Origin of the sequence: Corynebacterium gallinarum, assembly GCF_014837045.1 — a bacterium.
GTDB lineage: Bacteria > Actinomycetota > Actinomycetes > Mycobacteriales > Mycobacteriaceae > Corynebacterium > Corynebacterium gallinarum.
The window spans coordinates 140,259-152,385 of the sequence record NZ_JACSPR010000003.1; the positions used below are offsets into that span (position 1 = coordinate 140,259).

10 protein-coding genes and 2 tRNA genes are annotated in these 12,127 nt (G+C 63.2%); 11 read left to right on the plus strand and 1 reads right to left on the minus strand.

The window, feature by feature from the left end; translation table 11 throughout:
- The first annotated feature begins 107 nt into the window (after positions 1–107).
- From gyrA to H9627_RS05380, 4 genes are all read left to right on the plus strand, one after another.
- Positions 108–2,705, plus strand: coding sequence for a DNA gyrase subunit A (gyrA, locus tag H9627_RS05365; RefSeq protein ID WP_191732990.1), 2,598 nt, complete (start codon positions 108–110; stop codon positions 2,703–2,705).
- 3 nt (positions 2,706–2,708) lie between these two features.
- Positions 2,709–3,053, plus strand: a complete 345-nt coding sequence (locus H9627_RS05370; protein WP_191732991.1) for a DUF3566 domain-containing protein — start codon at positions 2,709–2,711, stop codon at positions 3,051–3,053.
- A 121-nt stretch (positions 3,054–3,174) separates the two neighbouring features.
- Positions 3,175–3,251 (plus strand) — tRNA-Ile (locus H9627_RS05375).
- Between the two features lie 7 nt (positions 3,252–3,258).
- Positions 3,259–3,331 (plus strand) — tRNA-Ala (locus tag H9627_RS05380).
- An 84-nt stretch (positions 3,332–3,415) separates the two neighbouring features.
- On the opposite strand, the gene H9627_RS05385 is transcribed toward H9627_RS05380, so the two are convergent.
- On the minus strand, positions 3,416–5,071 hold the full coding sequence (locus H9627_RS05385; protein ID WP_191732992.1) for an ABC-F family ATP-binding cassette domain-containing protein: 1,656 nt from the start codon (positions 5,069–5,071) through the stop codon (positions 3,416–3,418).
- A gap of 487 nt (positions 5,072–5,558) precedes the next feature.
- On the opposite strand from H9627_RS05385, the gene H9627_RS05390 reads away from it, so the two are divergent.
- The 7 genes from H9627_RS05390 (at position 5,559) to H9627_RS05420 (ending at position 12,121) form a co-directional block, all read left to right on the plus strand.
- Positions 5,559–6,581: a LacI family DNA-binding transcriptional regulator gene (locus H9627_RS05390; RefSeq protein WP_191732993.1), complete on the plus strand. Its 1,023-nt coding sequence runs from the start codon at positions 5,559–5,561 to the stop codon at positions 6,579–6,581.
- Between the two features lie 83 nt (positions 6,582–6,664).
- Positions 6,665–7,660 (plus strand): substrate-binding domain-containing protein, encoded by a 996-nt coding sequence (locus tag H9627_RS05395; RefSeq protein ID WP_191732994.1) that lies wholly within the window; start codon positions 6,665–6,667, stop codon positions 7,658–7,660.
- Positions 7,657–8,697: an ABC transporter permease gene (locus H9627_RS05400; protein ID WP_191732995.1), complete on the plus strand. Its 1,041-nt coding sequence runs from the start codon at positions 7,657–7,659 to the stop codon at positions 8,695–8,697. The genes H9627_RS05395 and H9627_RS05400 overlap by 4 nt, the downstream gene beginning before the upstream one ends.
- Positions 8,694–9,455: an ATP-binding cassette domain-containing protein gene (locus H9627_RS05405; protein WP_191732996.1), complete on the plus strand. Its 762-nt coding sequence runs from the start codon at positions 8,694–8,696 to the stop codon at positions 9,453–9,455. Before H9627_RS05400 ends, H9627_RS05405 begins: the two co-directional genes overlap by 4 nt.
- Before the next feature lie 299 nt (positions 9,456–9,754).
- Positions 9,755–9,937, plus strand: coding sequence for a hypothetical protein (locus H9627_RS05410; RefSeq protein ID WP_191732997.1), 183 nt, complete (start codon positions 9,755–9,757; stop codon positions 9,935–9,937).
- Positions 9,930–11,354 carry an amidase gene (locus H9627_RS05415; RefSeq protein WP_191732998.1) on the plus strand — a complete coding sequence of 475 codons (1,425 nt, stop codon included), beginning with the start codon at positions 9,930–9,932 and terminating at the stop codon, positions 11,352–11,354. The genes H9627_RS05410 and H9627_RS05415 overlap by 8 nt, the downstream gene beginning before the upstream one ends.
- Positions 11,355–11,470: 116 nt before the next feature.
- Positions 11,471–12,121, plus strand: a complete 651-nt coding sequence (locus tag H9627_RS05420; RefSeq protein WP_191732999.1) for an AmiS/UreI family transporter — start codon at positions 11,471–11,473, stop codon at positions 12,119–12,121.
- Positions 12,122–12,127 lie beyond the last annotated feature (6 nt).

Here is a 12,127-nt window from a genome sequence, read left to right on the forward strand (position 1 = left end):
TGGTATCGAATTTGGCCGTGATGTGGCCGAAAACGCATCCTGGGGGCGGTTTTCCGGGCTGGGGCGGGTAAGATCGTGGTAGTTCAAACACCATTGGAAGGTAACTAGTGAGCGACGACAATAACGAAACGTTCGACCGCGTTCATCCCATTGACATCAATGAGGAGATGCAGTCGAGCTATATCGACTACGCCATGTCGGTCATCGTGGGACGCGCACTCCCCGAGGTCCGCGACGGCATGAAGCCGGTGCACCGCCGTGTGCTGTACGCGATGTACGACAACGGCTACCGCCCCGACCGCAGCTACGTGAAGTCCGCGAAGCCGGTGGCGGACACCATGGGTAACTACCACCCGCACGGTGACACCGCGATCTACGACACCCTGGTCCGCATGGCCCAGCCGTGGTCCATGCGCTACCCACTCGTTGACGGCCAGGGCAACTTCGGTTCCCGCGGCAATGACGGCCCCGCCGCCATGCGTTACACCGAGTGCCGCATGACCCCGCTGGCCATGGAGATGGTCCGCGACATCCGCGAGAACACCGTCAACTTCTCCCCGAACTACGACGGCAAGACTACCGAACCGGATGTCCTGCCCTCCCGTGTGCCCAACCTGCTGATGAACGGCTCCGGCGGCATCGCCGTGGGCATGGCCACCAACATCCCGCCACACAACCTCAACGAGCTTGCCGACGCCATCTTCTGGCTGCTGGAGAACCCCGAGGCCGATGAATCCACCGCACTGGACAAGTGCATGGAGTTTGTCAAGGGTCCCGATTTCCCGACCTCCGGCCTCATCATCGGTGACAAGGGCATCCACGATGCCTACACCACCGGCCGCGGCTCCATCCGCATGCGGGGTGTCACCTCCATCGAGGAGGAGGGCAACCGCACCGTCATCGTCATCACCGAGCTGCCGTACCAGGTCAACCCGGACAATCTGATCTCCAACATCGCGGAGCAGGTCCGTGACGGCAAGCTGGTGGGCATCTCCAAGATCGAGGATGAGTCCTCCGACCGCGTGGGCATGCGCATCGTGGTCACCCTCAAGCGCGACGCCGTCCCGCGTGTGGTGCTCAACAACCTGTTCAAGCACTCCCAGCTGCAGACCAACTTCGGTGCCAACATGCTCTCCATCGTCGATGGTGTGCCCCGCACCCTGCGCCTGGACCAGATGCTGCGCTACTACGTGGCGCACCAGATCGAGGTCATTGTCCGCCGCACCCAGTACCGTTTGGACCAGGCGGAGAAGCGCGCCCACATCCTGCGCGGCCTGGTCAAGGCCCTGGACATGCTCGACGAGGTCATCGCCCTGATCCGTCGCAGCCCCACCGTGGAGGAGGCCCGCGACGGCCTGATGAACCTCCTCGATGTGGACCAGATCCAGGCCGATGCCATCCTGGAGATGCAGCTGCGCCGCCTGGCCGCCCTGGAGCGTGAGAAGATCGTCAACGAGCTCGCCGAGCTGGAGAACATCATCGCCGACCTCAAGGACATCCTGGCCAGCCCGGAGCGTCAGCGTTCCATCGTCCGCGATGAGCTCGCGGAGATCGTCGAGAAGTACGGCGACGAGCGTCGCTCCCAGATCATCGCCGCCACCGGCGATGTCTCCGAGGAGGACCTCATCGCCCGGGAGAACGTGGTGGTCACCATCACCTCCACCGGTTACGCCAAGCGCACCAAGGTCGATGCCTACAAGTCACAGAAGCGTGGCGGCAAGGGTGTCCGCGGTGCCGAGCTGAAGCAGGATGACGTGGTCCGCCACTTCTTCGTCAGCTCCACCCACGACTGGATCCTGTTCTTCACCAACTTCGGTCGCGTCTACCGCCTCAAGGCCTATGAACTGCCCGAGGCCTCCCGCACCGCCCGCGGCCAGCACGTGGCCAACCTGCTGGAATTCCAGCCGGAGGAGCGCATCGCCCAGGTCATCCAGATCCAGACCTACGAGGACGCCCCCTACCTGGTCCTGGCCACCGCCCAGGGTCGCGTGAAGAAGTCCCGTCTCACCGACTACGAATCCGCCCGCTCCGCCGGCCTGATCGCCATCAACCTCAATGACGGCGACCGCCTCATCGGTGCCGCCCTGGTCAATGACGGCGATGACATCCTGCTCACCTCCGAGTACGGCCAGGCCATCCGCTTCACCGCCGACGATGAGCAGCTGCGCCCCATGGGCCGTGCCACCGCCGGTGTCAAGGGCATGCGCTTCCGCGAGGACGACCAGCTGCTGGCCATGAGCGTGGTCCGCGACGGTGAATTCCTGCTGGTGGCCACCTCCGGTGGTTACGGCAAGCGCACCCCGATCTCCGAGTACTCCACCCAGGGCCGCGGCGGCCTCGGCGTGGTGACCTTCAAGTACACCCCGAAGCGTGGACGCCTCATCGGTGCCCTCGCCGTGGAGGAGGACGACGAGATCTTCGCCATCACCTCCGCCGGCGGTGTCATCCGCACCGAGGTCAACCAGATCCGCCCGTCCTCCCGCGCCACCATGGGTGTGCGCCTGGTCAACCTGCAGGACGACGTGGAACTGCTCGCCATCGACAAGAACGTCGAGGAGGAAGGCGAGGAGGAAGCCGAGGCAGTGGCCAAGGGCGATGTCGACGGCCCAGCCTCCAAGATCCCGGGCAAGAAGGCGGTTGCGGCGGTTGAGACCGACGCTGACGCTGACGCCGAGGACACCGACTCTGCTGACGGCGAGGAGTAGCACGTGGCAACCAGAGACGTAACGATCACCCGCATCTCACCACTGTCCACCTTCCGGGTGGCGCTGGCACTGTCCATCATCGGACTGGTCGCCTGGATCATCTGCGTGGTTGTTCTGTATGTGGGCCTGGACGCCGCCGGTGTCTGGCAGAACGTCAACGACGTCATCGGTGGCGTCGGTGGTGAGCAGGCGATCACCTTCGGGCTCGTCCTGAGTGTCTCCGCGCTCCTGGGTGCGATCGCCGCGATCACCATCGCGATCCTCGCACCCCTGACCGCGATCATCTACAACGCGATCGTCGACCTCTTCGGTGGCCTCACCGTGCAGCTGCAGGAGGAAGTCGACTAACTCCCACCCATAGACCGGGAACAGACACTGGGAACACATCCGCTGGTGACCATTAAAAGATGGTTTAACCAGCGGATTTGTGTCTCTTGTGAACTGTGGGTAAAGTTCTATTTCGTTCCCAGGGCCTATAGCTCAGTCGGTTAGAGCGCATCGCTGATAACGATGAGGTCGCAAGTTCGATTCTTGCTAGGCCCACCAGGAACATGGGGCATTAGCTCAGTTGGTAGAGCACCTGCTTTGCAAGCAGGATGTCAGGAGTTCGATTCTCCTATGCTCCACAAGATAACCACCTCAGGATCTAAAGTCCTGAGGTGGTTTTTTGTTGCGCGCACCCGGGGGAGTGCACGCTGTTTCCTTCCGGATTAACCCGGCATCGCGTTATCGGTCACTGGCGACAGACTGATGCTCGGCCAGTCCTGCACATCACGCAGGAGTTGCCGGTCATGGGAGGACAGGACAACAGCTGCCTGGGTGGAGGTAAGGGCGTCGGTGAGCTCGTCGACAAGCGTGATGGAGAGGTGGTTGGTCGGTTCGTCGAGAAGCAGCACGTGGGGACGTGCGGCGAGGACGAGCGCCAGGTCGAGGCGTCGTTGCTGGCCCATTGACAGCTCGCTCACCCGCTTATCCAGTTCCGGTGGTTTCAACAATCCGAGCTGGGAGATGCCGGTGGCCTCCGAGGGAGGGACTACCCCGGCGCTGACGAGTGCACTGAGGTGGGTGTTGTAGACCTCGCTGGCCCGCCGATCAAAGGGGAGATGTGATTCCTGGCGGAGGAGTCCCACCCGGATCCCGTCGGCTGTCCGCCCCACTCCGGTATCCGGTGCGAGTTCACCAGCGGCGACCCTGAGCAGGGTGGATTTCCCGGCCCCGTTCGGTCCGGTCACCACGAGCCGACCACCCCGCGATAGTGAGAACGACACCGGGCCCTGCAATCGCCCGCTGACGCTGACATTCTCCACACTCAACAACGTCACACCGGTCCGGGTGGGCAGTTCCGGGAAACGGAAGACCAGGGGCGGTTCAGGAACCGTGATGGCGTGGGCCTCAAGGGCTTCGCGTCGTCGGTGGACATTCTGCACGAGACCACCCGCCCGGGTGGCCCGGCCGTGCTTGTTGGTTCCCTTACCTGGCCGCCACCCGGAGATGAGCCGGTTCTGGGCTGCGCTGAGATCATCCTGCAGGCGGGATCGTTCCTCCTGCTGTTTGTTGTACTGCTGCTCCCAGCGCTCCCGTTCGGCCGCGCGCCCCTCCCGGTAACCTGCATAACCATTTCCGTAGATCCGCGGGCGATGGTCCTGGGTGGGATCAAGGTCGACGATGGTGTCTGCGAAGTCCGACAGGAGTGCTCTGTCATGACTGACGATCACCACCCCGCCATTGCGGGACCGGAGCTGGGCGGTCAGGAAGTCGAGTCCACCACGATCGAGATGGTTGGTGGGTTCGTCGAGCAGAAGGAAATCATCGTCGGCACCCAGGAGGCAGGCCAGGCGCACCCGGTAACGCTGACCGACCGACAGTTCCGCCAGAGGGCGGGCGGTGCCTGTTTCCGCGTCGAGTGCCTCGAGGGCGATCTGCACGCGTCGTTCAGCATCCCAGGCATCGAGAGCCTCGGCGTGTTCTAGTGCGGTTGCATATTCTGCGGTGGCGTTCTCTGTTCCGTCGGCAAGCAGGTGGCCTGCAGCCTCGAGTCGCGTCAGCGCGGCAAGCGGTTCGGCGATGGCCTGGGCGATGACCTCGCCGACGGTGCGCTGGTCGGAGGTGTCCATTTCCTGCTCGGCCACCCCGATCGTGCCGATGCACTGCACGGTGCCATTATCGGGAATGAGGGTGCCGGCGAGCACATGGAGCAGTGTTGATTTTCCCCGTCCGTTCTCACCGACGATCGCCACGCGTGACGACGGGGTGAGGATGAGATCAACATGATTGAGAACAGGGTTGGTGCCTCTCATGACTGATACGTCGGAGGCGGTGAGTTGCGCGCGGGCGCGCGCGGGAAGACGGCGAATAGCGGTATGCATTTTTAGTCCTTTTACACAGGCGCACCCCACACCACAGGTATCGGCGGATGGGCACGCGAGATGACGGCGACCCGATGAGGGTCAGAACGAGTGGCTTCCGCAGGCTCGGAGAAACTCAACGAGAGCGGTCAGCAGACTCAGCCGTTACAGGAAATACAGATGCATGCGGGCAAGTATACCCGCCAGAAAGCGCTCACTGTAGAACACTGAGGCCCTCACTTTCCACACTGAGAGCGTCAGTTTCTACACTGAGGCCCTCACTTTCTACACTGACAACCCTTCTGTCACCTCACTGAGGGAACACCCACACCGAGGCCATCCCAGGCCAAAGCTCCAAGCCTGCCTGTGTATCGTTAAAACCACGTGTTTTATCGATACACAGCCGCAACTGCCCACCCCGGAAGACCTGCTCATGCCCACTCCCCAGGACCAGCCAACACCCCAGCCACAACCTCTTCCCCGCCGGCCCCGGCGCAAACATCCCACCATGGCCGATGTCGCCGAGGCTGCCGGTGTGTCGGTGATGACGGTTTCCTATGCCTACAACCACCCCGACCGCGTGGCGGCACACACCCGGGAACGGGTGCTGGCGACGGCTGATGAGATCGGTTATCGACGCCCCCACCCCACCGCGTCGGCGCTGCGTCGGGGTGCGCCGTTGCAGATCGGGATCGTGTTGGGTGAACATCTCACCTATGCCTTTGATGATCCGGTGGCGTCCGCCTTCCTCTCCGGTGTGGCCAGTGAGTGTGTGACCCGTGGGATGGGTATGACCATGATCCCGGTGACCGGTGAGGAGGGGCCGAAGGATTCCGCGCGCATCCTGTCGATGGATGTGGCCGGGTATATCGTGTGGGCGACCTCGGATGACAACCCCCTGCTCAGTGCGCTGGAGGAAACCGGTCAGCCCGTGGTGGTCAGTGGTGGCCCGGCGCGGGAGGGTTGGGGTCTGGTGCATCTGGATGACACCACTGCTGCCCGGGGGGTCGCGCGCCTGGCGCTCCACGGGCGTCAGCATCCGGCGATCATCGCCCTGCCGGAGGCGCAGCACCGCACGCAGGCGTTGCGTTATGGGCCGGATCCGCAGGCCATCACCTTCGAGGTGCACCGCCGCAGGCTGGAGGGTTACCGCGCGGCGGTTGAGGAGGCCTGCCTGAACTGGGCGGATGTGCCGGTGTTGTTTCTGGGGCGGAACGATGGTGATGAGGCGCATGAGGGCGTCGATAAGCTCCTGCTGCACCACCCCGCCACCGACGCCCTGATCTGCATGAGCGACCAGATCGCGCTCGGCGCGCTGCCCGTCATCCGCGCCTCGGGGCGCGCGGTACCCGGCGCGATCACGGTGACCGGGTGGGACGACGGGCCCGTCGCAAAGCAACACGGACTGACCACGGTGCGCCAGTCCCTGCGCGACCAGGGGGTGCTGTGCGCACGGATGCTTTTCGACGATCACCTCACTGCGATGGAAGCCCCCTGCTCCGTCATCGCCCGCTCCACCACCGCCGGTTAAACCCCAGTAAGAACCATCTGAATCGATTAACCACACTGGTCAGATGTTTGACTTGGGCCCCTGACCTGCGTTGACTTACGTAGGTGAGACTAATTAGAACTGCTGCGATTGTGCTCGGACTGGCCCTGGCCGTGACCGGATGCTCAGCCACCGGCGGTGCCCCCCGCCCCACAGACAACGACGGGAGCGGTGGTGGCGGAACCGTGGACACCCCACGCCTGGTGGTGTCCATGATCAGCCACGGCGCACCCGGTGACACCTTCTGGGATCTGGTGCGCAAGGGTGCAGAAGATGCCGCGCAAAAAGACAACATCGAACTGCGCTACTCCGCCGACCCCGAGGTGCCCAACCAGGCCAACCTCATCCAATCCGCCATCGACGCCAATGTGGACGGCATTGCCGTGACCATGCCGAACGCCCAGGCGCTCGGACCCACCGCCCAGAAGGCCGTGGACGCCGGTATCCCCGTGGTCGGCCTCAACGCCGGCATGGACACCTACCAGGACTACGGCCTGAGCGGTTTCTTCGGCCAGGAGGAACGCGTGGCCGGTGAACTCGCCGGTGAGCGGCTTGCCGACGATGGTGCGGAACACGTCCTGTGCGTCATCCACGAACAGGGCAACTCCTCCCAGGAGGCCCGCTGCGGTGGTGTCGCCGACGGCATGGGTGGCGCCGGGAAGGTGGAGACCCTCTATGTCAACGGCATGGACCTCACCGCCGTGCAGTCCACCCTGCAGGCCAAGCTGGCCCAGGACCCCGGCATCGACTGGGTGATGGGCCTGGTCGCCCCCGTGGCCCTGACCGCGGTGCAGGCCGCCGGGGGCGCCGGTGCGGAAGTCTCCATCGGAACCTTCGATACCAACGCCGCCCTGGTCGCCGCCATCCAGAATGGTGACATCGCCTTCGCCATCGACCAGCAACCCTACCTCCAGGGTTACCTGGCGGTGGATGCCCTGTGGCTCGCGCACCGCAACGGCACCACCGTCGGCGGCGGTCGCCCCGTCTACACCGGACCCAGCTTCGTCGATGTCAGTAACGTGGACATCATCGCCGACGCGGCACAGGCAGGTCTGCGATGAGTACCCCGGTTACTGAATCTCCTGCCGCGGCGGCGCGCGGTGACAACCTGCTCACCCGCCTCATCCGCCGCCCCGAGCTGACCAGTCTGCTCGGCGCGGTCATCATCTTCGCCTTCTTCATGATCGTCGCCCCGGCGTTCCGCTCCTGGGATGCCATGGCCACCGTGCTGTATGCCAGCTCCACCATCGGCATCATGGCGATCGCCGTGGGCCTGCTCATGATCGGTGATGAATTCGACCTGTCCACTGGTGTCGCCGTCACCACCGCCGCACTGGCCGCCTCCATGCTGAGTTACAACCTGTGGCTCAACACCTGGGTGGGCGCACTGCTGGCACTGGTGATCTCCCTGGCCATCGGTTTCTTCAACGGCTACCTGGTGGTGAAGACGAGGATCGCCTCCTTCCTCATCACCCTGGCGTCCTTCCTCATGCTGCAGGGCCTCAACCTGGCACTGACCAAGCTCGTTGCGGGGGCCGTGGCCACCCCGACCATCGCCGACATGGAGGGTTTCCCCTCCGCGCGTGCGGTGTTCGCCAGCTCCATCCCCATCTTCGGCGTGAACATCCGCATCACCGTCTTCTGGTGGATCCTGTTCGTGGCTCTGGGCACCTACCTGCTGTTCAAGACCCGCTTCGGCAACTGGATCTTCGCCGTCGGCGGTGACCAGGAGGCCGCCCGCGCGGTCGGTGTTCCCGTCAAGCGCGTGAAGATCACCCTGTTCATGTTCATCGGTTTCGCCGCCTGGTTCCTGGGCATGCACAACCTGTTCACCTTCGACTCCATCCAGGCCGGCCAGGGCGTGGGCAATGAGTTCCTCTACATCATCGCCGCCGTCATCGGTGGCGTGTCCATGACCGGTGGACGCGGCACCGTCATCGGCACCATGATCGGCGCACTCATCTTCGGCATGACCAACCAGGGCATCGTCTACGCCGGCTGGAACCCCGACTGGTTCATGTTCTTCCTCGGCGGCATGCTGCTGTTCGCCGTGATCACTAATAACCGGTTCGCCCGCTTCAACAAGGAGCGGTCATGACAGAACTGATCCGCCTGGAGGGCATCTCCAAGAACTACGGCGCATTCAGCGCGCTGAGCGACATCACCTTGTCGGTGCGCGCCGGGGCCGTCACCTGCGTGCTCGGTGACAACGGTGCGGGCAAATCCACCCTCATCAAGATCCTGTCCGGCCTGCACCCCGCCAGCGCCGGCACCATGCTTGTCGACGGTGAACCCGTGGACTTCACCTCCCCCCGTGACGCCCTCGACGCCGGCATCGCCACCGTCTACCAGGACCTCGCCGTGGTCGGACAGATGAGTGTGTGGCGCAACTTCTTCCTCGGCCAGGAACTCACCGGCCGCCTCGGCCGGATGCGTGAGGATGAGATGCGTCGCATCACCGACGAGCAGCTGCGTGGGATGGGCATTGAGCTTCACGACGTCGAGGTCCCCGTCGCGTCACTCTCCGGCGGTCAGCGCCAGGTGGTCGCCATCGCCCGCGCCATCTACTTCGGTGCCCGCGTGCTCATCCTCGACGAACCCACCGCCGCCCTCGGCGTGAAACAGTCCGGCATGGTCCTGCGTTTCATCGCTGCCGCCCGCGACCGTGGCATCGGCGTCATCTTCATCACCCACAACCCCCACCATGCACACCTGGTGGGTGACCATTTTATCCTGCTCAACCTGGGTAGGCAGGTCCTCGACGTTCCCCGCGACAAGGTCACTCTGGAGGAACTCACCCTCCAGATGGCCGGTGGCGGCGAACTGGACTCCCTCAGCCACGAGCTGCAGCGGTAGGCCCGGTCAAGGACTCCGAGGACAGCCCCGCGTTTCCCTCTCCGGAGGGGAACGCGGGGTTTTGTCATGTCTCGGGGGCAGAAAATTGATCTCCCGGAAACCACCACACCCCCTTGCCAATGTCACCTGGATCACATATGCTCTGAATTAGTTCCAAATGGAACTAATTCACATGGTCTTAAATCTGAGACCTCAGGTCGGGTCCACAGCCTCCCCAAGCTCCCCGACTTTTCCCGGCCCTACCGGGATGTCCCATCCAAGCCCCATAACGTTCTACCACCCCTGAACAAGGAGATCTGATGAGTGTGTCAGTGAAGGATCTACTCGCGCTGAAGGGTATCCACCCCAGCGAGGAACATCTGCAGAAGCTCGAGAGCAAGTGGGCTGAGATCGAACAGCTCAAGGCAAATCTGGACAACATCAACCTCGACGACGCGGATATTGCGCTGCGCAACCTCCCGGGAGGAGATCACAATGGCTAAGGAACTGCTCAACAAGACTGCCACCGAGGTGGGCAAACTGATCGAGGCCAAGGAAGTCTCCCCGGTGGAGCTCACCCAGGCGCTTCTGGATCACGCCCATGAGGTCAATGAGACAACCAACGCCTACATCTCCTTCCGCGATGACGCAGCCCTGGCGGAGGCCAAGGCCGCCGAGGAGGAGATCGCCGGTGGCAACTACCGCGGCCCCCTCCACGGCATCCCGATGGCCATCAAGGACAACATCTATGTCGGCGGGGAGGTCACCACCATGGCCTCCAAGATCCACCGCGACTTCGTATCCCAGGATGATGCCTCGGTGGTGAAGAAGCTGCGTGAGGCGGGTATCGTCCTCACTGGAAAACTCAACATGCACGAATATGCGTGGGGTATCGATAACAACTCACCGCATTTCGGTTCCGTGCAGAATCCGTGGAACACGGACAAGGTCCCCGGTGGATCAAGTGGCGGTTCCGGAGCAGCGGTGGCCTCCGACGCGTCCTTCACCACGCTCGGCACCGACACCGCAGGTTCGATCCGTATCCCATCCGCAGCTTGTGGCCTGGTGGGACTCAAACCTACCCACGGCCGCGTGGCCAAATACGGCTGCTACCCACTGGCCTGGACCCTGGACCACATCGGACCGATGTCCAAGTCCGTCGCTGATGCCGCCGCCACACTCCAGGCCATCGCAGGCTTCGACCACCGTGACCCCACCGCCGTTGATGTCCCGGTTCCGGATTACTCCGCCGATCTGGGAGGGGACGCCAGGGATCTGGTCATCGGAGTGGAGGAGGACTACTTCTTCCGCGATGTCGACTCACCCATCGAGCAGGCGGTGCGCAGGCAGATTGAGGACCTGGTCAGCCAGGGTGCCACCCTCAAGACCGTCAAGATCCCCAGCCTGGCGATCAGTGAGTGGACCGAACTGGCGACCAGTCTGTCTGAGGCCTCAGCCATCCACCACCGTGATCTGCAGAATCGTCCCGATGATTTCGGCGCGGACATCCGTTTCCTCTTCGAACTCGGTGAGTTGTTCTCCGGTGTGGACTTCCTCCAGGCCCAGCAGGCACGTCGACAGATCAAGCAGGAGTTCACCGCGGCGCTCCAGGACGTCGATGTCATCATCGCACCGACCCTGCCGGTCATGGCACCCAATATCGGGTCACCGACCGCCAAGCTCAATGGTCAGGATGTGGATCTCATCGACAACTTCATCCGCTTCACCGGCCCGAGCAACCTCACCGGTCTGCCGGCCATGACCGTCCCGGTCGGACTGACCGATGGTCTTCCGATCGGCCTTCAGATCATCGGTCGTGCCTTCGACGAAGCCCGCGTGCTCAAGGTGGGATCCATCATCGAGGCCACCAACCCGATGGAGGGTAAGCGTGCTCCGGTGGGTGCCACCGCCACCGCATAGAAAATCCCATGCTCACGTGGCCCCGGGCGGCCGGTTATCAGTGATCACACTGTTTGTCCCCACCCCACCGGTGCCACGTGTCATCCCCATCCTCACAAGACCCATGGAGCGAGAGCATGTCTAATGTGGCTTTGCTTTTTGTCGGCGCGGTGCTTCTTGTCAACGGCTTGGTGTTCCTCGGTCGTGTTGATGGCAGAGCCGCGATACCCATCAACCTTCTTGCCGGATCCACCCTTGTCCTCGCCGCGCTGTTGCTGGTGGCATCTGTGGAACCGGATTCACCCACCTCTGCCACCACAACCTTCGGCGCAGTCGGCTTCGCGCTGTTCGGTTTCACCTATCTCACGGTGGCATTGAACTCCCTACTGGGAGGATCCGGCAGGGCGCTGGGGTGGTACTGCGGATGGGCGGCAATCATTGCCACGGTCCTGGCCATGATCAATTTCTCCGACGGGGCAGCCCCACAGATGGGTTGGTTGTGGGCATCCTGGGCACTGTTGTTCATCTCGTTTTTCCTGGCGCTGATCGTGCCGGGGGCATGGTGGACACCATCTGCCGGCATCCTGGCGATACTGCAGGGTTTCACCACCGCCACCATCCCGGCCCTGATGATGATCGGCGGTTCCTGGGAGACCACCTCACCCGTGGTCGTCGGCATGGTGCAGATCAGTGTTGCGGCGATCTACGTGGTTTCGGTGTTCTTCTTCCGCAACCGGGAGGAGACGGAGAGCAGCGAGTCCGCCGGATCCGTGGCTGTGCCACTATAAACAGTC